The organism is uncultured Aquimarina sp., from assembly GCF_947492405.1.
Lineage (GTDB): Bacteria > Bacteroidota > Bacteroidia > Flavobacteriales > Flavobacteriaceae > Aquimarina.
This window is the reverse complement of sequence record NZ_CANLMP010000006.1, coordinates 443,645-465,827: the sequence shown is the minus strand read 5'-3', so window position 1 is coordinate 465,827 and position 22,183 is coordinate 443,645. Positions and strand designations below refer to the sequence as shown.

Annotated in this window: 20 protein-coding genes; 5 read left to right on the top strand and 15 right to left on the bottom strand. The window is 31.9% G+C overall.

Annotation, left to right across the window (positions count from 1 at the left end; all coding sequences use genetic code 11):
* Positions 1-291: 291 nt before the first annotated feature.
* The 5 genes from Q0829_RS21605 to Q0829_RS21585 all read right to left on the bottom strand — a co-directional run bounded on the left by Q0829_RS21605 (position 292) and on the right by Q0829_RS21585 (position 6,163).
* Positions 292-1,032 carry a DUF4369 domain-containing protein gene (locus tag Q0829_RS21605; protein WP_298546859.1) on the bottom strand — a complete coding sequence of 247 codons (741 nt, stop codon included), beginning with the start codon at positions 1,030-1,032 and terminating at the stop codon, positions 292-294.
* A gap of 60 nt (positions 1,033-1,092) precedes the next feature.
* Positions 1,093-2,397: a DUF819 family protein gene (locus tag Q0829_RS21600; RefSeq protein ID WP_298546857.1), complete on the bottom strand. Its 1,305-nt coding sequence runs from the start codon at positions 2,395-2,397 to the stop codon at positions 1,093-1,095.
* Between the two features lie 76 nt (positions 2,398-2,473).
* Positions 2,474-4,369 (bottom strand): peptidase M61, encoded by a 1,896-nt coding sequence (locus Q0829_RS21595; protein ID WP_298546855.1) that lies wholly within the window; start codon positions 4,367-4,369, stop codon positions 2,474-2,476.
* Positions 4,370-4,374: 5 nt separating this feature from the next.
* Positions 4,375-5,181, bottom strand: a complete 807-nt coding sequence (locus tag Q0829_RS21590) for a Cof-type HAD-IIB family hydrolase (RefSeq protein ID WP_298546853.1) — start codon at positions 5,179-5,181, stop codon at positions 4,375-4,377.
* Positions 5,182-5,218: 37 nt separating this feature from the next.
* Complete coding sequence (locus Q0829_RS21585; protein ID WP_298546851.1) at positions 5,219-6,163, bottom strand: alpha/beta hydrolase; 945 nt, start codon at positions 6,161-6,163, stop codon at positions 5,219-5,221.
* A 155-nt stretch (positions 6,164-6,318) separates the two neighbouring features.
* On the opposite strand from Q0829_RS21585, the gene Q0829_RS21580 reads away from it, so the two are divergent.
* Positions 6,319-7,101, top strand: coding sequence for a S1/P1 nuclease (locus Q0829_RS21580; protein WP_298546849.1), 783 nt, complete (start codon positions 6,319-6,321; stop codon positions 7,099-7,101).
* Between the two features lie 7 nt (positions 7,102-7,108).
* Here Q0829_RS21580 and Q0829_RS21575 read toward each other — a convergent pair whose 3' ends face one another.
* Positions 7,109-7,969: an AraC family transcriptional regulator gene (locus Q0829_RS21575; RefSeq protein WP_298546847.1), complete on the bottom strand. Its 861-nt coding sequence runs from the start codon at positions 7,967-7,969 to the stop codon at positions 7,109-7,111.
* Positions 7,970-8,175: 206 nt separating this feature from the next.
* On the opposite strand from Q0829_RS21575, the gene Q0829_RS21570 reads away from it, so the two are divergent.
* On the top strand, positions 8,176-8,589 hold the full coding sequence (locus Q0829_RS21570) for a MauE/DoxX family redox-associated membrane protein (RefSeq protein ID WP_298546845.1): 414 nt from the start codon (positions 8,176-8,178) through the stop codon (positions 8,587-8,589).
* Positions 8,590-8,666: 77 nt separating this feature from the next.
* On the opposite strand, the gene Q0829_RS21565 is transcribed toward Q0829_RS21570, so the two are convergent.
* From Q0829_RS21565 to Q0829_RS21555, 3 genes are read right to left on the bottom strand one after another with little or no spacing between them, the layout of a single operon-like run.
* The gene (locus tag Q0829_RS21565; RefSeq protein ID WP_298546843.1) at positions 8,667-9,269 is read right to left on the bottom strand and encodes an alpha-ketoglutarate-dependent dioxygenase AlkB; all 603 of its coding nucleotides are present in this window, start codon (positions 9,267-9,269) and stop codon (positions 8,667-8,669) included.
* Positions 9,270-9,283: 14 nt separating this feature from the next.
* Complete coding sequence (locus tag Q0829_RS21560) at positions 9,284-9,631, bottom strand: MauE/DoxX family redox-associated membrane protein (protein WP_298546842.1); 348 nt, start codon at positions 9,629-9,631, stop codon at positions 9,284-9,286.
* On the bottom strand, positions 9,631-10,092 hold the full coding sequence (locus Q0829_RS21555) for a hypothetical protein (RefSeq protein ID WP_298546840.1): 462 nt from the start codon (positions 10,090-10,092) through the stop codon (positions 9,631-9,633). Before Q0829_RS21555 ends, Q0829_RS21560 begins: the two co-directional genes overlap by 1 nt.
* A gap of 289 nt (positions 10,093-10,381) precedes the next feature.
* Here Q0829_RS21555 and Q0829_RS21550 point away from each other — a divergent pair, with 289 nt between their 5' ends.
* Positions 10,382-11,605: a M12 family metallopeptidase gene (locus Q0829_RS21550; RefSeq protein WP_298546838.1), complete on the top strand. Its 1,224-nt coding sequence runs from the start codon at positions 10,382-10,384 to the stop codon at positions 11,603-11,605.
* Between the two features lie 82 nt (positions 11,606-11,687).
* Here Q0829_RS21550 and Q0829_RS21545 read toward each other — a convergent pair whose 3' ends face one another.
* Positions 11,688-12,536: a DUF6503 family protein gene (locus Q0829_RS21545; protein WP_298546836.1), complete on the bottom strand. Its 849-nt coding sequence runs from the start codon at positions 12,534-12,536 to the stop codon at positions 11,688-11,690.
* Positions 12,537-12,875: 339 nt separating this feature from the next.
* Here Q0829_RS21545 and Q0829_RS21540 point away from each other — a divergent pair, with 339 nt between their 5' ends.
* Together Q0829_RS21540 and Q0829_RS21535 are read left to right on the top strand one after the other, a co-directional pair.
* A complete protein-coding gene (locus Q0829_RS21540) occupies positions 12,876-15,188 on the top strand; it encodes a S9 family peptidase (protein ID WP_298546834.1) in 2,313 nt (770 codons plus the stop codon).
* Positions 15,189-15,708: 520 nt separating this feature from the next.
* The gene (locus Q0829_RS21535; RefSeq protein ID WP_298546832.1) at positions 15,709-18,090 is read left to right on the top strand and encodes a DUF4397 domain-containing protein; all 2,382 of its coding nucleotides are present in this window, start codon (positions 15,709-15,711) and stop codon (positions 18,088-18,090) included.
* A 103-nt stretch (positions 18,091-18,193) separates the two neighbouring features.
* Here the strand turns inward: Q0829_RS21535 and Q0829_RS21530 are convergent, their stop codons facing one another.
* The 5 genes from Q0829_RS21530 to drt2 form a co-directional block, all read right to left on the bottom strand.
* Positions 18,194-18,799: a MarR family winged helix-turn-helix transcriptional regulator gene (locus Q0829_RS21530; protein WP_298546830.1), complete on the bottom strand. Its 606-nt coding sequence runs from the start codon at positions 18,797-18,799 to the stop codon at positions 18,194-18,196.
* 68 nt (positions 18,800-18,867) lie between these two features.
* Positions 18,868-19,131, bottom strand: a complete 264-nt coding sequence (locus Q0829_RS21525; protein WP_298546828.1) for a DUF2024 family protein — start codon at positions 19,129-19,131, stop codon at positions 18,868-18,870.
* An 8-nt stretch (positions 19,132-19,139) separates the two neighbouring features.
* A complete protein-coding gene (locus tag Q0829_RS21520) occupies positions 19,140-19,862 on the bottom strand; it encodes a hypothetical protein (protein ID WP_298546826.1) in 723 nt (240 codons plus the stop codon).
* A 70-nt stretch (positions 19,863-19,932) separates the two neighbouring features.
* Positions 19,933-20,166 carry a thioredoxin family protein gene (locus Q0829_RS21515; protein ID WP_298546824.1) on the bottom strand — a complete coding sequence of 78 codons (234 nt, stop codon included), beginning with the start codon at positions 20,164-20,166 and terminating at the stop codon, positions 19,933-19,935.
* A 200-nt stretch (positions 20,167-20,366) separates the two neighbouring features.
* Positions 20,367-21,836, bottom strand: a complete 1,470-nt coding sequence (gene drt2 / locus Q0829_RS21510) for an antiviral reverse transcriptase Drt2 (RefSeq protein WP_298546823.1) — start codon at positions 21,834-21,836, stop codon at positions 20,367-20,369.
* Positions 21,837-22,183: the final 347 nt, after the last annotated feature.

Below are 22,183 nucleotides of genomic sequence, written 5' to 3'. Positions count from 1 at the left end.
TTCGAAAGAAGTTGGGATTTTCTCTTATAGAATATAATGTGTACTTGTAGATAGGTGAGTTCTTACTTTAACTAGAGGTTTTTCAAGAAAGATTAGAGAATGTTAAACCTTCGATAAGCTTAGAATGATAAGACTTTTGATTGAAAATTTATCTGAGAATATTATTCTTAAACAAAGTTGAATGGGTTTTATATACCCATATAGATAACTCAGAAAAACACGAGGGTATCATAGGTGAATAAAAAACAAAGTTGTTTAATACTATTCGTCTTTAAAAACTACACCTGTTATTTAATCTTCCTCTTTTACTTCAACTTTTTCAGCTTCCTTAGCTTTTCGTTCAGCTAAGTATTCTTTAAGTTGTTTTCCATAGATTGATTTTTTAACTCTCGGGGATAAAGATTTTGCCACGGTATCTAGATATTTGATGTTAGCATCAAAAACTTCGTTAAGTGTTATATACGGAGCTACTTCTAGTTTTCTATTATTGATGGCAAAATTAATTGTATATAAATATTTCTGTCTTAATAAATTTTTGTAGGCCTTGTCGTTTTCAGTTAATTTCTCTTCGTCATTTTGTTTTTTAGCCTCGTAGTCTTCCTTAATGATTCTCAGATTTCTTTCATTAAATCTTTTATTCATTTTGTTAAATTCTACTAGTTTTGCCTGATTTTTTCCTCCTACAATAATAGCGTCTCTATCAAAACCATTTAAAGAAGTATTGATTACAACTTCTCCAGCTTCTGCAAAAAATTCTATGCGGTCATTAAATTGAGTACCGTCGTGTTTGTCAAGATATAGATAATGTATTTCGGGTTCCAGAACATCTGTTTGAAATGCAAATTGTGGATCACCATCAATAATCAAAGAATCAAGATTTACTAAAATAGTATCCTGTATCTTTTGAAGATAAAGAGTTCCTTTTTTAAGCCCTTGTACAGTTCCACTTATTGAAACATTTCCTTTTTTCTTTTGAGTACTACAGCCTAGTACAAGAATAGCTAAAAATAAGACGGCAGAAATTCGTTGCATTGATAGTTTTTTGATTTAAAAAAATTGGAGTACAAAGATGCTATAAATTAGATTGAAAAACTAACTTCCAGATGCAATTTGCATTAATATTGTGCATAGAATAGCACCATATGTTCCCACTACATATCCAAAAACAGCTAATAGAACACCAACAGTAGCAAGAGACGGATGAAAAGCTGCCGCAACTACGGGAGCAGAGGCAGCTCCACCGATGTTGGCTTTACTACCTACAGCAAGGAAAAAGTAAGGCGCTTTTATGATTTTAGCCACTATAATAAGTAATAGTACATGTATAAGCATCCAAACCAATCCTATACCAATAAGACCTGGATTTTTTAATATTTGAGTCAAGTCCATTTTCATACCAATGGTGGCTACCAAGATGTAAATAAAAATACTCCCTATTTTACTGGCTCCGGCACCTTCATATTTTTTAGCTCTAGTATAAGATAACAAAATTCCAATCGCAGTTGCTATCGTAATCATCCAGAAAAATGATGAAGTAAATGAAGATAAAGCCGAGCTTTTATCGTTAAAAATTTCAAAATTATTAGATAAAAAACCGGACATTCCATTCGCTCCCCAATGTGATAACCCTACTGTAGTGAAGGCAATAGAAAGCATAACCATATAATCTGTCAATGTAGGATTTCTAGTAATACTCTCCGAATAGGAGGATACTTTTTCCTTAAGAGATTCTATGGCGCTACTATCTGCTTTTAACCAACGATCAATTTTTTTACTTTTTCCAATACCTATTAGTAATATAGCCATCCATATTTGAGCAACAACAATATCGACCAATACCATACCACCATATTTATCCGGATTATACTCATAAATTTCCAACATTGCTGCCTGATTGGCACCACCACCAATCCAACTACCAGCTAATGTAGACAACCCTCTCCAAACAGCATCAAATCCAGCCCCACCAACAGTTTCTGGTGAGAAAATAGATATAAGAAGTATAGCTAAAGGACCGCCAATAATAACACCTACTGTACCCGTGAAAAACATAATTAAAGCCTTTGGGCCAAGGTTGAAAATCCCCTTTAGATCAATACTTAACGTCATTAAAACTAACGAAGCAGGTAATAAATATCTACTAGCTATGTAATATACACTGGATGATTTTTCTACAAGTTCACCATTGGAATCTAGTTCTTTCCAATCCGGAGAAATAATTCCCAAAGAAGTAAATATGGCTGGAAGGAAGTAACAGAGAAGGAGGGCAGGAACAAACTTATAGAACCCTTGCCAGAAACTTGTTTTAATTGAAGCCGTATAAAATACTATACCTAAGCATAATAATAGTATTCCAAAAACAATAGTGTCATTGGTGAAAAAAGGAACATTTTCCATAGTGTGAGTTCGTTTAATATGAGATGAGATGCAAAATACGATTTTTGGATTAAAACTAAATTAGATGCCTTTTAAGCTAATCATTAATCCAACTCTTTAAGATGGTTATTTGTTTTTTAGTGGCATTTGGATTTTGTTTTAAAACAATCTTTTCTACAGTAGGGGCAATTACCTTAGAAGTAAGTTTTAATATGTTTTGATCTCGTTCTATTATAAAAACAATATCATCACCAATGTTCCATTTGCTAGAATCACTAAAAAGGTCATAGATGTTTTTAATAGTATACTTTTTATTGTCAATCCCTAATAAAAAATCACCACTTTTTATTCCTACGTTTTTTAAAAAATTATTACGTTCTGCACCGGCAGTAAACACTACTTTTTTATTGGATTCGGAACCTTTAATAAAGGGTTCTTGTTCATGAATAAAATATGCAGATGGAATTTCTATTGTATTGTAGATCAATCCAGCTTTTTCCAAATAAAAGCCATAATCAATAGGTGTGTTGTTTACTACGTGAGATTCTAAAAAATTAGCTACTTCAGGATAAGAAATTTCTTTTATTATTTCAATTAACTCGGGATCCTTAAAAGGTTTTTCACTACCAAACCTGCCAGATAATCCTCTGATAAGATCTACAATACCATAAGCCCCATTACTTTTTTCGCGCATAATGATATCTATACACATAGAAATCAGTGCCCCTTTTTCGTATACATTCCGATAATTTTCCAGATATGAATCTTGCAAGATGTTTTTACTCATTTCAGTAAAAGACATAGTATCATCAAATACTTTGGAGTTGTTTATTTTTTCCAGAATTCTTTCAAAAAAGTCTTCTTTGCTAATAAGCGCCTGATTTATTTGAAATAGTAGTGAGAAATATTCTGTTGTTCCTTCATAAAGCCATAAATGTTCAGACATTTTTGGATTGTTATAATCAAAATCATGAATTTCCTCAGAATGTATGCTTAATGGCGTAACGATATGAAAAAACTCATGCGAAACAACATCGGTTAGTGATTCATTTAGTTTTTCAAGTGGTATAGATTCAGGAAGAACAACTACGGTAGAGGTATTATGTTCTAACGCACCAAAACCTTTGGCATCATCATTTTTGGCAGAAGAAAGGTATAATAAAACGCTATATTTTTTTGTTGTATTTATGGGGCCTAAAAAATTCTTTTGTGCTCTAATAACTCGTTCCATTTGCGGCATTAATTGAGCCGCTCGATGCAATTTGTTTGGAGAATAGACACTTAACAAAATTTCGATCTCATTAATATTAAAGGTTACTTTATCCGGAATCGAATACATAATAGGGTAATCAGCCAAATCAGCATATCTTTTAAATACAAAAAGATCAGTATCATATTTGGCACCTGCCTGAGGTTCTTTAGGTAGATATTCAGATAAAGAAGTAGAAGCTTCCATATCCAAAGGATGTTTAATAAAAAGGTTATACTTCTTTTCTTTCATTTTATCAAAATATCCTACGAAAGCATATAGATTTAAAACAAAATTTTTATTACTTAAGATATTTGTTCCTGTCGGAGAAAATATTTGATGAGTCCCTTCTGTATCAAAAGTATCATTCACTAAATAAGTTATGGAACTTAACCGTTTAGAATTATTGATTTTCCAACGATTATCTCCAAACTTTTTTACCAATAGTTCATTTCCTTGATTATCAAAAGCTTTAAATTCTTCGATATATTTTCCATAGTTATTATTTTGATAAGTGCCAGGAACGATTTTAGGGAGATAATAACTAACGGTGTCTTTTGTTAAATTGGTTACTTTTAGCTCTACTTTTACTTTATCATCGGTAACATTTACTAAATCTAAAGAAGCTATAATAGGAGTATGATCTATCGTCGTTGTAGACACTGTAGTTTTACAACCTATAACAGAATTTAGTAGCGCAATGTAAAGGATTAGAATTCTAATCAGGTTAATTTTTCTTAGCACAAGTATTAGATATTGTTTTTAATATATGTAGCAACACCATCTTCTTTTCCGGATAGCGTAACTACATCAGCAATTTTTAAGGTTTCTGGCTTAGCATTGGCTACTGCAACTCCAGTGCCAACTGCTTTTATCATAGCAATATCGTTATAATTATCGCCAAAAGCTACTGCTTCTGATAGAGAAATTTTATAATGTGTGTTAAGTAACAATTCAATTGCGGTTAATTTTGAAATACTTTTATGAGCAACCTCGATATATGTTGGTTTAGACCTATATAGATGTAATATATCGCCAAAATTTACTTCTAAAAATCTATATGCTTCATCAATATGTTTTTCATCACCCATACACATTATTTTATGAGCACCTTTATTTTCAGTATTCCAGTCTTCAATTACTTCTTTAGTTGATTTTACGATAGGAGTTACTTTTGTGTTTTGAGCTTCTCGATTAGCCCAAAAATCCATTTGAGGTACAAACCAATCATCATCATGATATAAGCTTATATGGAATGAGTTGCCTTTGTTAAATGTATGTAGCTCTTGTATAATATTTGGAGCTATAAAGGTAGAGTGAATTGGTTTTTTGTCTACGAGAATTAATCCGCCATTATAACAAATTAATGGAAGGTTGGTGATATTAAGCTCTTCTTGTAAATGTGTCATTGCGCTGGGCATACGAGAAGAAATCAATATAACGGGAATAGTATCTTTTATGCGTTTTATTTCGGAAATAGTGAAATCAGAAAGTTCTCTTTCCGCATTAAGAAGTGTTCCATCGATATCAGAAAATACAATGCGATGTGGATTCAATAATATAAGGTTTGGGTTACTAAATTTTACAGATCGGTTAATTGTTTACGAAGTTAATAATACTACTGGTAACTTCAGGCATAATTTTTAACCAGTATTCATTATAGGATTTATGATTTTCCAATCTACTTCCTTTGATCTCTCTTAGAATGTGATTCATATTTTCTATGATTACATATTCGGCATTAGGAACAGCCTCCTTTAATTTTTCTGCTTCAGAAACTTCTACCTGTAGATCCTTATCACCTTGTAATATTAGAATGGGAATGTCTAAGTTTTTTATTTCTTCTGATGGAGTATATTTTATCCAGGATTTCATAAAATGCTGTAACTTATAACTGAAAATAGATTCTAAGGCTGGATCATAATTCATAGCTCTTCCTTTTTCTTTTAAGTCAGTAAATGCTACTGCAGCACTTTTGTCCAATCCGGGTGCTTGTTTTTCGAGTTGCTGAATCACGATTTGATCTACAGACTGGGCATTTCCGGCAATAGATATAAATCCATCTACATTATTTTTAGCGGCAATAATACCTATCAAAGAACCTTGCCCATGACCTGCCAAAATGATCTTGGTGTAATTTCCGTTTTTCCTAAAATATTCTACAACTGATTGTGCATCTTGAATAAAATGATCTAGTGAGATTTCATGTTCTCGAATACCAAGAGCATCAATTTTAAAAAGTCTTTTATCGTATCGATATGTAGCAACACCTTGTTTTGCAAGGTCAATGGCTAATAATTTAAAAGCATCATTCTTAGACATTCTGTCATTTCCTTCTCTGTTAATAGCTCCCGCATCCATAATAAAAATAACAAGGGGAACACTATCATCCGAGTATGGTGTAGCTAAGGTTCCTTCAATAAAACGATTTACTCTAACAATAGCAGAGTTATATTCTTTTTCTTGACCTTCTTCTTTTTCTTGTGCTAAACAAAATGTTGTAATGGCAATCAGTAAAATCGAAAACCGTATTTTCATAGCTATTGGGGTTTATAGGATCTGTATGTAAGAAACGACAAATATGTTGCCATATTTTAGAGTTAAATTCTTTTTGATCAAAATGTATTATTAAAATAATATTTAACGATTCACTAACATACCCTTTTTTATCTTTGCTTCAAAATATAAAATTTATGAATACTCGTTACATTATACTTTTGTTACTTCTTACTATTTCAATTAAGGGATTTTCGATGACCGAAGATTGGGGAAAAACAGGGCATAGAGTAACAGGAGAAATTGCGAATAATTATCTTACCGAAAAAGCTAAGAGAAATATCGCAGAACTTCTGAAGGGACAAGGATTAGCTTTCGTTTCTATTTATGCGGATGAAATTAAAAGTGATGATAGATATAGAGTATACAGCCCTTGGCATTACGTTAATTTTTCTTTTGATAAAAAGTATGGAGAAGATACACCTAGTGAACGTGGTGATTTAATTCAGGGAATACAAAAATGTATTGAGGTATTAAAAAGTGACAATGCTCCTGCAGAGGATAAAGAGTTTTATCTTAAGATGTTAGTTCATTTCGTAGGTGATTTGCATCAGCCATTACACGTTGGTAGAGGAGAAGATAAAGGGGGAAATGACATTCAGGTACGTTGGTTTAATGATGGCTCTAATTTGCATAGAGTTTGGGATACTGAGATGATAGATTATTATAAAATGAGCTATACAGAGTTGGCCAACAATGCAGATGAATTATCGGTGTCAGAAGTAGAAGCTATAGAAAAAGGAGATGTTTTGGATTGGGCTTATGAGTCCCAAAGTCTTGCAAAAAAAGTATACGCTTCAGCTAATGTAGGGGAAAAGTTAGGTTATAAATATATGTACAATCATTTTCCAATCTTGCGCTCTCAATTACAAAAAGGTGGAATACGATTAGCTAAAATATTAAATGATATTTTTGGGTAATTTTTGTCTACTCACTAACAGCAAGATCTTTTCGATATTGCTTCGGAGACATAGAGAAATATTTTTTAAAAGTCTTAGTAAGATGACTCTCATCAGTGTATCCCAATTGGTATGCAATTTCCGCAATTGTAAATTCGGTATTTTGTAACCTGTATTCGACAAGCTTCATTTTATATTTAGTCACATATTGATGGATTGATTCTCCAGTAGCTTTCTTAAAATAAGTACTGATCGAACTCTGAGACATATTAAATTTATCTGCCATATAATTTATCTTGGTGAGATCATTATCGTATACATTTTGTCTAATATGACCGAGTATTTGATCTATTCTGGAGTCATTTACTGATACATTTCTATTGTTAGAACTGTATTTAGCCGAAATATTTCTAACGATAATGCTTAGTATAGTACTGATCGCATTAGAAATAATTTCCTGGTAATATATTTTTTCATTTTTAAATTCTTCCATTACCACATTATGGATATCCCAGATAATCCTACGGTCTTCTTCGTGAGAGATTACGTCTCCCGGAATAATATTGGGATGATGAAGAAGTTGCTCGATTCTCTGGAGCCAATATTTCCTATCGGGTAAGTTGACTTTACTCGAAAATAAAAGTTCGGTAAACTTAAAATGTGTAAATGCAGAGTGCTTTTCTATTTCAAAATGATGTGTATCCTCAGGAGCTAAGAGAAATATATCATCTTTTTTATAGCGAAACCTAATCCCATTGATTGTATGATAACCGCTTCCATTCTCAACAAAAATAATCTCAAAATAATTATGATTATGTGGCTCCGCTTCCCATTTATCAAATGAATATTGATGTACAACAAAGGTCTCGTGTAAGGTATAACGATTCATAATCAATTTTTCTTTTGTTTTAAAGTTACAAAAATAAAATCAAACAAAATAACTGTTTTATACTTGTATTTTTTGTGTAAAATATTTGATATTGTTGATAGTTAGTTTGTTATGTTTTTATTGTACAAGTTATTACTAAAGTTTTACAAGTAAATAATCTAGCATAATTATATTTTTGCACGGCAAATTTTTTACACAAATCGGCTATGAGATTTAGAATTTATTTATACGCTATTGCAAGAATATTATTTGGGCTGGTATTAACTTTTAATGGAGCTTATAACGTCATTGTTTACCCAAAGTTTTTAGCTTGTTTAGAAAATCATTTTGAAAGAACTTCTGTACTTGATTTTGAATTTGTAGAATTTTTTCTAGTATTAGTCCCCTTTACAGAATTTACTATTGGTTCGCTTCTAATGATTGGTTGTTATACCAGAAAAGTTTTAATATCCTCTGTAATTTTGTTTTTATTTATAGTTATGTATTTGTTAGATGCAAATTCTGAAATTCTGATATTTGTTTATGCGGTTTTTTTATTGATGTCTGGAATTTTGTTAAGAAAGGATAATTATAATCTAAAATCGATGGATTATTCCAGAGACTCTTATCAAATGATATAAGTAGTGATACATGATATTGGATTCTTAAAGTTCACTTTAATTAGAATATAAATTTTTATAAGTCGAAATTGGTTTACTTAATCAATAACTCTAAAAGTTAGATTAATACGAGGTTTCATGATCTTTTTTGATTTTGGTACTTGATGCAACCAATTTTCCTGAGTCTTTCCTTGCATTATTAGCAAACTACCATGCTGTAGTAAAATTTTTTGTTTTAGTTCTTTTGTTTTATGTTTGAAATGAAACGATCTTTCTTCTCCTAAACTTACAGATGCTATTATCGGTTCTGTACCAAGTTCTTTTTCATTATCAGCATGCCAGCCATTACTGTCTTGACCATCTCTGTAAAGATTAAGAAGACAAGTAGTAAATATTCCTGAACTTATATTTTCTATTTCTTCTTTAATCATTAATAATTCCTCCGTAAATTGGTAAGGTTTCATTGTGATATTAGAGTAGGTATAGGTGTTTTTATTGTTAGCATATAATGCAGTGAGTCTAGGCTGTTTATAAATTTCACCAAAAACCTTAATGTCATCTTGCCTCCATTTGATAGATTCTTTTAAGATTTTAAACAAATGATCAGCTTTGTTTTTATCAAAAAAAGCTGGATAATAGGATACATCACCATCTGGCATTTTTAATTGTATTTTATCATTTTGTGAAGTAAATAAATCCAAATCAGCTGTATAGTTTACAAATATAAATATGCCCAGTATATTAAACCAAACTGAAGTAATAATCTAAAAACAAGAACAGATTTTGGTAACTTAAGACTTGCTTTTTTATTAACCAACATGTGTATATGAACAGGGAAAAAAACGATAAGCATACCGATGATTGCCCATATAGAAAAAAACCTTGTCTGTAAAAAAAGAATACCTACTCCAGCCATTATCTCGGCGATGCCACTTAGGTATACCAATGGTTTATGGTAAGGTATATATAGAGGCATAATTCTCATAAAAGCCTTTGGTCGAATCAGATGAAAAATACCAGCAATTATAAAAATTGCTGATAAAATGTATAAGTGCCAATTCATTAAACTCCTGTAGTTTTTTCTTTACCAGCAGTACTAAGTGCAAAGTCTTTACTTCTTGTCATGTGTTTTATAAAACTCACTTTTCTAAACCTTAAGGCAGTCCAATCCTCATCAATAGCTACTTGTCGTACAGGTTCTAAATTATAATCTCCCAGAACACCCCAACCGTGGTCTCTTGTGATCTCAGTAACATATTTTTTAGAACTTTTTTTAGGATACGCAAACCAAAGAATACCATCTCCCACTAACTTTGGGTATATAGTTTCAATCCGATTTTCAATCTGTTTTTTTTCTGTAACAAAAACCAACGCAAAGTCGACTTCGGATACTTGTATCAAAGACTCTTTAATAATTACGTCTTTTAGACAGTCAAGTTCTTCGCAAAACCCTTCAGGTTCATTCAATATTAATATCTCATCCAATGATGGAGGAAGTTGTAATTTTTTAAACAGCGCAGTCATGTGAGTGAATTTTAATTAGAACAACTTGTGTTTACTAAAGATACAAAAAAATAAAATTAAGATGCTTCATTTTAACGTAATCCTTTCGTATAAATCTGTAAATATGATAATCCATAAAGTTTCTGATTTACCGTTTTACTATGCTCTTTAAATATTTTATAAGAAACGAATACTTTTTGATTTATAACGTTTGTTAAAAGTTTGGAAACACTTAGTATTTTGTAGGTGTTAGAAAGAAAAGTATTCACTATTATCGTAATCACTTTTAAAACGAACATAGACTTACATCATGAAAAAGTATTCTAAACTCTACCTACCATTATTATTATTAGGATTAGTAATAAGTGTGTTATGTATCTCTTGTGAATCACAAGAATTTGACTCTGACAATCAACAAGATCTAAACGAGGATTTTGTTTTAGAACAAGCATATCCTAACGAAACTGGAAAGTTGTTAAGCATAATATTAAATGGAGGAGAGGTAGATGTAGAGAGTATCGATAAACATTACATATTAGAAGGAGATATAAAAGTAATGCCTTCTGATACTAATAAAGGAGTTGGTAGAGTTGGAGGGAGATGGCCAAATAATACGGTGTATTATTCTATTCAAAGCGGAATGCCTAATCAGTCACGTATAACAAATGCTATTGCTCATTGGGAGTCTAAAACCTCATTGAGATTTGTACCACGTACAAGTCAATCTAACTATGTGTATTTTAAGAATGGATCTGGATGTTCTTCTTACGTAGGCCGTATTGGGGGGAGACAAGACATCACCTTGGCGAATGGTTGTTCTACCGGTAATACTATTCATGAGATTGGCCACGCAATAGGATTATGGCATGAACAAAGTAGAAAGGATAGAGATCAGTATATAAAAGTATTGTTCGAAAATATACAAAATGGTCGAGAATTTAATTTTAGAACATATGTAGAGCAAGGTCAAGATGGTAATGAATATACTTCTAATTTGGACCTAGGAAGTATTATGATGTATGGATCTTATGCTTTTTCTAAAAATGGCCAGCCTACCATAACACGAGCTAATGGAAATACATATAATGCACAGCGTAATGGATTATCGAATAGTGATGTTACTGGAATTAATAAAATGTACCCTCCAATAACCTCAGGAGGAACTATAGATATTAAAGGAAACAATAATAATTATGTAAGTAGTGAAAATGGAGCAAAACCTATGATTTGTAATAGAACTACTGCCCGCGGATGGGAAAAGTTTCAGTTAATAACGCTTAGTGGAGGTAAAGTTGCATTAAAAGGAAATAATGGTAAATATGTTAGTAGTGAAAACGGTGCAAATCCAATAACCTGTAATAGATCTCAAATAGGTGCTTGGGAACAATTTACTTTAGTTAGTAGAGGAGGAAATAGATATGCACTAAAAGGTAATAACGATAAATACATTAGCTCAGAAAATGGATCTAAACCAATGACTTGTAATAGAGCTTCAATAGGAAACTGGGAGGAATTCGTAATTTCGGGATTATAGTACTGTAGTGCATTTTATCGAATTTGTGAATTAAAAACACCGCAATTAATGCGGTGTTTTTTGGTTTTAGAATCTTTTGCTACTAATCGATTATTTTAGAATTCTCCGGATCGTCAAATAGTTCACCTTCTTTCTCCAAAAAAGTAATATCAGTTATAGTAGCTTCTCCTAATTTATTAGTCATCCCTTTTTCTGAAGTCCAACCATAAAACTCCCATTTAGTAGCAAACGGAATGTCATCTACAGTAGTAAATTCCTTATAATATATAGCATGTGGATCGGCTTCTGCTTTAGAAGTATCACCATCACTTCCAAAAGTAACAATATAAGCTGCAGCTTGTAGCGATTTTGCAACAGGGTCAGCATAGATAATATACCAATCATCGGGAGCATCGCCGGTTCCAGCTTCAAAAGTCAGTTTTGCAGTACTATGTTTAGTATTATTTAGCATTCTATCATCTTGCAATTCTAATTTAGTTCCGGGATCACTTAATTTATAGGGTAACCCAAAGAAGTAAGACCAGGTAAACATATCAAAACGGGCTCCTTGATCATTAGCATCAGCAGGGCACAGGTATACATTTTCTCCATCATAAATTAACTTGCTCTCATCTTTTTTATCAATTCTAATCTTTGAAGAATTGGTAAGCATAGTAACTTTTCCATCCAGATGCTCTTTCCCGTTAAAGATAATATTCACATAAAAACTTACTGCTTTGTGACGTAAAAATTTATGTTTTTTATGAGCTTTCTCTATAGTTTTTGTGAAATGATTAGAAATAGATAAAGCTCCATCACCAATACCGCCATTAGGCTCTACAGGAATCACGTCTTTATTTTCTTTTACTTCCGGTTCCTTATTTTTTTCTTCTTTCTTTTGATTACAACTAAGTATAACAATAGAGAGTATTACTATAAAAATTCTTTTCATTGTGAGGTTATTTGTGTTATCAGTCTAAAGTACTAAAACCTTAAATAGTAGTATAATCTTTATGAAAATTGTAACAGATATGATCAGTTAGTTATGTCAATAGGGTTAGACATAATTATAATTTTAAATCCAAAAATCACACAGTTATGTTTTTTTGTCTTGTTAAAAATTAACAAATAATGTAACAAAAAGTTAATGATGATTACTAACATCATATACATTCACTTTTTCATTATCAATTTTATAAACAGATATAATGAGCTGTTAAATAAAACTAATAAATTATTAGAGTAATAAATAGCAACTTTAATCTGAACTTAAAAATCAAAAAACAAACAGATGAAACAATTATTTAAAACAGTATGGGGGACATTTTTAGTAGTGTTATGCGTATCATTTACCCAAACGTACGGACAAGGAGTTACTGGAACTTGGAAAGGAAAATTATCAGTTCAAGGAACTGAAGTGCCATTACTATTTCATATCGAGGAAAAAGAAGGAGTTTTATCTTCTACAATGGATAGCCCATCTCAAGGTGCAACAGGAATTCCATTGGATGCTACAGTTTTTGAAAACAATCAACTAACTTTGACATTTAAACAAGGAGGGATTAAATATGTAGGATCTCTAGAGAACAGTAAATTAAAAGGAACTTTTTATCAAGGCGGAATGGAACTACCATTAGAAATGGAAAAATCAGAAAAAACAATACCAGGAAATCCAGCATTGGTTTCTTCTGATACAGAATTAGAAAAAATAGCAAGTTTGGATCAAGGGAATTACAAATATTCTGTTGAAGATTATTTTGCAAGACCAAAGGCAAGAAGTTTTCAGTTTTCCCCAAATGGAAAATACCTTTCATATAGAGAGAAAGATGAAAATAGTAAAAATCATGTATACGTAAAAGAAATTGCAACGGATAAAGTTACCCGTGTAATCGAAGAGAAAGAAGAACTAATCAGAGGATATGGTTGGGCTAATAATGAACGATTAGTATATGTGATGGATAAAGGTGGAAATGAAGATTACCATCTATTTGCTGCTAATATTGACGGGACGGACCAAAAAGAATTAACTCCGTATGATGGTGTACAAGTAAATATTTTAGAAGGATTAAAGGAAGATGAAGACCATATGATCATCTCTATGAATAAGAATAATAAACAGATATTTGAGCCTTATAAAATTAACATCATTACAGGTGATATTAAACAATTGTTTAAAAATGAAGATGCCGCTAATCCGATATCAGGATATAATTTTGATAAGGATGGAAACCTTAGAGGATATGGTAAGATAAGAGATGGAGTGAATATTGACTTTTATTATGCAAAAGAAGATGGGAAATATGAAGTAATCAAAAAGATGAATTGGAAAGATACTTTCTCAATTCTAAATTACGATTACTCCACAGAAAATCCACATGATGCGTATGTTGTATCTAATTTAGATTCAGATAAATCACAGATATATTTGTATGATTTAAAAGCAGATAAAGTGATCAAAAAGTTATTCTCTAATGATAAATACGATGTTTCTAATTTATCATTATCGAGAAAAAGAGGATATGAATTAGATTATTTCTCATACCAGGGAGAAAAAAGAGTAATCATTCCTGTTAGTGATTATTATAAGAAATTCCACGAAAGAATTTCTAAAGAATTTCCTGATCATCAATATTCTATAGCAGGAAAAACGGATGAAGAAGATAAGTATTTGATCTTTTTTCAAAGTGATAAATTATATGGGGTGTATTACTCTTATGATGTGAAAAAGGATGAATTTAAACTGCTTTACAATTTAATGCCTCAACTTAAGGAAAATGATATGGCAGAGATGCGTCCGATTACTTTTAAGAGTAGAGACGGATTGACAATACACGGTTATATTACATTACCAAAAGAAGCCATTAAAGGCGAAAAAGTACCATTAGTGGTAAATCCACACGGTGGACCGCAAGGTATAAGAGATTCTTGGGGCTTTAACCCGGAATCACAATTGTTCGCTAGTAGAGGATATGCAACTTTACAAGTAAACTTTAGAATTTCTGGAGGATATGGTAGAGAATTCTTAGAAACTGGATTCAAACAAATCGGAAGAAAAGCAATGGATGATGTAGAAGATGGATTGCAATATGTAATTGATCAAGGTTGGGTAGATAAAGACAGAGTAGCTATTTATGGAGGTAGTCACGGAGGATATGCTGTATTACGAGGATTGACTAAGACACCGGATTTATATGCTTGTGGAGTGGATTATGTAGGAGTATCTAATCTATTTACTTTTATGAAAACGATTCCTCCATATTGGAAACCATATTTAAAAATCATAAAAGAGATTTGGTATGATGAAGATGTAGCTGAAGAAAAAGCTATCATGGAAGAAGTTTCTCCAGTATATCAAATAGATAAGATCAAAAAACCATTGTTTGTAGTACAAGGTGCAAATGATCCTCGTGTAAATATTGATGAATCTGATCAGATCGTAAAAGCATTACGTGATAAAGGATTTGATGTGCCTTATATGGTTAGATATGACGAAGGTCACGGTTTTGGAAAAGAAGAAAACTCAATTGCGATGTATAAAGCTATGATGGGATTCTATGCTAAGCACATTAGTAAAAAAGAAACCACAAAACCTGTTAAAGGATAAATAAGAGACACTTTCTCGTTAAGTGTGTAAACTAAAATATATAGGGTAAGGCTTTTTTTTAAGGCCTTACCTTTTTTTATCCGTAATTAAGAACTGATTCAATATGATTCCTCAGTTTCTAATTCGCACAGACCATTGTTTGTGAGCCTCTCTTTTTGATAAATATACAGATTTCAAGACTACATGATATATAAGAAATAACAATTTGTTTTTGGGGTACTTTCTTTTTTTTTATTAAGGGTAACTAATAAGTGTATACTAATACTGAAATTTATTAAAAAAGAAATTGTAGAGCTCTAAAATACTATTTTTCTGTCTGAAAAAATTCTAAACTTGATCTGATCCGTCCTAGCTCCAATAGAATTAGTGAGAAAAAATAAAAAGGTGTAAATGTTAAAATTAAACTAAAATCAAAGAATAGGGTTCTAGTTTTTAACTCATAGTTGTTTAATGAATATAAAAATTGTTTAAACATTTTAATATTCAATAACTAATTATAAACCTTTAATCAATTAATATCATGAAGCCTAATTACATTTTTACCTTATTAATTGCAATATGTTTTTTCTCTTTCACATCTATTGGACAAACGGCAAGAGTTCAAGCGATTCATAACTCAGCTGATGCAGCCGCTGCTGTAGTTGATGTGTATATTTTTACATCCGTCACAGGAGATCAGTTATTACTAGAAGATTTTGCATTTAGAACAGCTTCTCCATTTGTAGATGCTCCTGCTGGCATACCCATTACATTAAAAGTAACGGCTCCTGGAGGTTCTCCTAGTACGCCGGTATATGAAATTACAACAACGCTTTCTTCAGGTTCTACTTACATATTAGTGGCTGATGGTATAGTTAGTACTTCTGGTTACATGCCGGCACAGCCTTTCGGTATCCAGGTTTATGATATGGGAAGAGAAGCCGCTTCTACTTCGGGGAATACAGATGTATTAGTGCATCACGGATCAACAGATGCACCTACTGTAGATGTAAATTTACAATCAGGAGGAGCTCCGTTAGTTGATGATGTTTCATATACAGAATTTGCAGGTTATTTAGAACTTCCAACAGATGATTATGCTATTAATGTTTCTACTGCAGATGGAGCTACTATTGTAAAAGCATATGATGCTCCTTTGGCTACTTTAGGTCTTACAGACTCTGCGATTACGGTTGTTGCAAGTGGATTTTTAGATCCTTCAATGAATAGTAATGGAGCTGCTTTTGGATTGTATGCAGCTACACCAGCTGGAGGTGATTTAGTAGCATTGCAAGAAAGTTCTGCTCGTGTTCAAGTAATTCATAATTCTGCTGATGCTGCTGCGGCCTCTGTAGATGTATATCTAAATGATGCCTTATTGATAGATGACTTTGCATTCAGAACTGCTTCTGCTTTTATCGACGCTCCTGCTGGAGTTCCATTAAGTATTGAGGTAGCTCCTGGAACAAGTACTTCTTCTATGGATGCTATCTATGAATTACCCGCTACCTTAGTTTCTGGAGAAACGTATATTCTTGTAGCTGATGGTATAGTTAGTGCTTCTGGTTACATGCCAGCACAACCTTTCGGTATTCAGGTGTATGCTATGGGAAGAGAAGCTGCTTCAATTTCTGGGAATACGGATGTATTAGTGCATCACGGTGCAACAGATGCACCTACTGTAGATATAAATTTACAATCAGGAGGAGCTCCATTAGTTGATGATGTTTCATATACAGAATTTGCAGGTTATTTACAACTTCCAACAGATGATTATGCTATTAATGTTTCTACTGCGGATGGATCTACCATTGTAAAAGCATATGATGCTCCTTTGGCTACTTTAGGTCTTACAGACTCTGCGATTACGGTTGTTGCAAGTGGATTTTTAGATCCTTCAATGAATAGTAATGGAGCTGCTTTTGGATTGTATGCAGCTACACCAGCTGGAGGTGATTTAGTAGCATTACCAGAAAGTTCTGCTCGTGTTCAAGTAATTCATAATTCTGCTGATGCTGCTGCGGCCTCTGTAGATGTATATCTAAATGAAGCCTTGTTGATAGATGACTTTGCATTCAGAACTGCTTCTTCTTTTATCGACGCTCCTGCTGGAGTTCCATTAAGTATTGAGGTAGCTCCGGGAACAAGTACTTCTTCTATGGATGCTATCTATGAATTACCCGTTACCTTAGTTTCTGGAGAAACTTATATTCTTGTAGCTGATGGTATAGTTAGTGCTTCTGGTTACATGCCAGCACAAGCTTTCGGTATCCAGGTTTATGCTATGGGAAGAGAAGCTGCTTCCACTTCTGGGAATACAGATGTATTAGTGCATCACGGTGCAACAGATGCACCTACTGTAGATGTAAATTTACAATCAGGAGGAGCTCCATTAGTTGATGATGTTTCATATACAGAATTTGCAGGTTATTTAGAACTTCCAACAGATGATTATCAAATTAATATTTCTACTGCAGATGGAGCTACCATTGTACAAGGATATGATGCTCCTTTAGCAACTCTTAATTTAGACGACGCTGCAATTACAGTAGTAGCAAGTGGATTTTTAGATCCTTCAATGAATAGTAATGGAGCTGCTTTTGGATTATGGGTAGCTCTAGAAGCGGGAGGACCTTTGGTTGAGTTACCAACAAATACATTGAGTATCAGAGAATTTGTAAATGTTGATCAGTTAGCTGTATATCCAAATCCAAGTATAGATGGTGATTTATTTATTTCATTACCACAATTAACTGAAGATATAGATGCGTTCGTATATGATATATCTGGTAGAGAAGTAATTAAAACAGTACTTTCTAATGAGCTTACGAAATTGGATGTACGTTCTTTAAATACTGGTTTTTATATTATGACATTAAGGAAAGGAAATGATTCTTTTTCGGTAAAAATAGCTGTTAATTAATTGAATTTCATTCCGAATTGGTAGTTGAAAAACGAGATCTACTACCCTTTAGAGAATAGTGAATATAGTAAAACCTCCTGAAAACTTGGATCAGGAGGTTTTTTTATACCTTTTCTTCGAATTCTGGGCAGTCTAATCTAATTTCCGAATCCTTTAGTGATGTTTGGATAAAATTACAGTAATGATCATTTTTTGTCTTTTCATAAAATTTACAGGCATAGCAAGTTCTTTGAATAGATAAAATTCCGGATCTATTAAGTTTAAAGATCAACGTATTTATAATTTTTAATAAAACTTCCTGATCTTTTTTCTCAATATTAGTAAGCAATTGCTTAATAGGGTCTGCAAAATTTTCAGTATCCGAAACGGCTTTCTGTCCTTGATCAGTTAAAATAATCGAATAACTTCTACTATCCGTAGAAGTTTTGGTTTTTCGAATCATTTCCTTTTTATCCAACGCTTTTACGGCATCGCTTATCGTAGGCTTAGTAACATTGAATTCTTTTGCTAGATAGCTTACAGTACAAAGATGCTCTTTGTGATAGGCTACGAAAATTAGTATCTGAATCTGTATGGGACTTAAACCTATAATTTTAGCGTGTTCCCATAGTAAAACCCGAAAAGTTTCGGATATTCTTTCTAACCCAATGACAATTTTACTTTGGGTATCTCCTTGTTGGAATGGGATATTAAAAATACTCTTATTCATAAAATACTAATGAGAAAGATAACTTTCTCATTAGCAAAGTTAGCAATCCTAATCACTTTTTATATAGTTTATAGACAATTTTCCATTTCGATAATAGCATACCCTTGAGTTTCTATTAGATGAACGAGTTCTGGAGGAGCTTTTTCGATATGACAAAATCTACATTCGTCAGATGTTAGATTAGAAGTGTCAAAAGGTTTAGTATCCAGGTATTTTTTACCATATCCTAAAATTTGATTTTCTTCCTTTATGTTATCTGGAACAAGGATGTCAAAATGCATTAGAAACCCGTCCTTTCGGTTAACATAAGTATCCCAAACAGCTATTTTCATTTTTTCGATTATTTAAATTCAACATTATAAGGTAAAGATAGATCAGTACTTAGAACACTATATACTTCATAAACACCAAGCATAGGAAGATCTTTTTTTTCTGTATTTACTTGCATATAAGCAGATACAGCATCAAACTTGAAATTAGTTTGATTACTTATTCTATAATCTGGAATGACTACTTTAATAGAGTTTTCTTTAGTAATCACTTGAAAACCTGGAGAATCCATATACATCGGCATCCCAGGATTAGTAGGAGGTAGTTTTACTGTAGTATCTACTTTTTTAAATTGCTTTACTGATAATCCTCCTTTTACTCTTTCATCCGGGTGAAGAATTACCCAATGTGGGTGCCATATAACACCATCATTATCATACTTCTGATCATAGTTTTCATCCCATAATGGAGTGTCGTCAAAATCTGGATGCGATGTTAATGCCAAAGCTACAATTCCTTCAGTACTATTAAAACCAACATCTATGGGATTCAATGTAGTTGGAAAAACATATCCCAAAACTGGAGCTCCGTTAAGTTGCCCTGCTGGCTTTGGTGTGGTTTTTCCAGCGTTTCCTTTTACTTTAATTTCCCAAATAGTGCTTGATATATCCTGTAGGTGGGTAACACTAACTGCGGTAATTTTTAAGTCATCATTATCGTATTTCTTACACTCATCACAAGCAAATAATATATTGCTTAATAGTATAGTTATTAAAAAAAATAAATGTTTCATAATTTCTATTAGTTTTAGAATAGTTAGGATTCTTTTAAATTAGGAATCCTAACTATTTAATTTAAAATTTTTATTTTTTTACATCAGATAGAGATGCTCCATAATTGATATGTAACACATTGCCATTAGGCGTTACTAATGCAGGAACAGATTGAACACCAGCTTTCTCCGCATCGATAATTGTTGATTGCTCTTCTCCTAGATGAACAACTTCTACATTAGAAGCTCCGATTAGGTGAAGGATGTCATGTTCGGCACTTACGCAAACTGGACATCCTGCGTGATAAAAAATTGATTTACTCATTTTAATAATTTTTAAGGTTAAAAAATTCTGATGCAAATATAGTAAGGAATCCTAACTAAAATAATTTTTTAAAGAAATTTAACATTTGAATGTCCTTGTTGATCATACTAATAGGGATTTGTTCTTTTTGAAAATGCGAAACTATCGGAAAGCTTAAATTACTAGGTTTTGTTGTAATCTAGATTCGAATTAAGGGTAGTCTAATTGAAAAACTTAATAGGTTTTATAGGCTTTTTCTTTTTCTTAAATGCACTTTTTCTATTTTCTGCTTTTTGCTTAAGTGTCTTTTTTAATTTTTCGCTACTATTTTTTGTTTGTTTTTTAATAGTTATAGAACTAAGACTATTAGCTGCTCTAATGGAGTAAGAAATAAAGTTGTTTTTTCCAAAATTGGTGTATTTTAAAATCAACTTTTTGATAAAAATTGTTTCTCCTTTAGCTTTTTTTCCGAAAGCAGATTTTACAATTTCTCTGGAACCTCCTTTCATTTTCCTATGGTATCTTCCTATACTTGATGATCTTATGTATATCTCGTCTCCGTTAAATTCAAAACCTAAGTACTGCATATTTTTCCTTTTCTTTGTAGCTAAATAAAAAGACTGAAGCTTATTTCTATTTATTTTGAATTCTGTAATATCTGTTTTTTTGTGATTTAGCTCTAATTCAAATTTGTCTGTCAAATGATAAACAATTTTTTTGATTTCATTAAGGTTTTCTTTAGTACAGACTATTAATATGTCATCACTATATCTTCTATAAAAACCATCTTTTAGTTTCAAATATTCGTTTAAAATTTTATCAAACTCTAGTAAATAAATATTTGATAAAGTTGCTGATATTGGAAGACCTTGGGGTATACCACACATTGCACCTTTTCTGACACTATTCTTTATTTGATTCGTAAATGGATTTTTTTTAATTAAACCAATTGATCTTAAAAACCGAAATTCTTCGGGAGTAGTAATTCTTTTATTCTTAGGATGATCGTTTTTGAATTTTATGAAAGGGAAGTACTTTGATAGCACTTGGTCATTATCGATAAAATCAAAATTTGTAATATTTCTAAATATTTTATAATGGTCTTTAGGTAATTTGTCTTCATTTATAACAGCACACCAGCTTTTCTTTAATAATTCATGATCCATATTATCAAAAAAACCAGAAAAATCAAGTGCAATTGTAACACATTCTTTTCTTTCTTTGATATGGTCAAAGGTTTCTTTTGCAAAATCAATGTTACATTTTTTTTCAATACTTCTATATGCTATTGGGATATTTTGAAGACAATATGATTTTAGTTTTTCTTCATATCTGTCAGATAGAATAGTAGAATACCAAGAAAATATGAAGGCATCAAAATGAGATGCATAAAAAATTTCTCTTTTTTTGAATGGAAGCCATACCCTTTCTTTGGTTCCATCTTGTTTGATTTGCCATTTGACTTTTTGGGTTTTAATAGTTGAACGTAAAAAAGGGTAAAATGAATGAGATGCTACATTTTTCTCTTTGGAAAAATACTCTTTAAAAAAGGAGGTTCTTTTATAAATATTTATAAATGGATCAAAATGAAGGTATCTCCTTTTTCCAGATTTGAATGCTCTTTTTTCCTTAGCAATCCATTCTGAGAATAATTCATTATGCTCTTTAGAGTACTTTTTTATTTTGTCCATTTTATTTAAACTGCAAAGCGGAGATTTCTGGTTTAGTACTAACCATTTAAAACCCCCGCTATCTGAGTAGTCTCGCTACCATCTAGGTACTTAAATAACTTTGTAAATTTAACAGAAATGAACTGGTTAAAGCTACTTACTGACATATTAATCCCAATTGTTATAGAAACCTTTGGGGCAAATTCGAAGTCCATCGAATGGAAGAGATATTTGCATATACCAATATTTATTTATAACTACATTCCCTATAAACTATTTTTATAGGCAATAGCTAATGTAGCTTTTTTAAATAGTTGAACCAAATTTTTCAGTTGAAATTTCCCTTATGTAAGCTTTTTAAATAAATA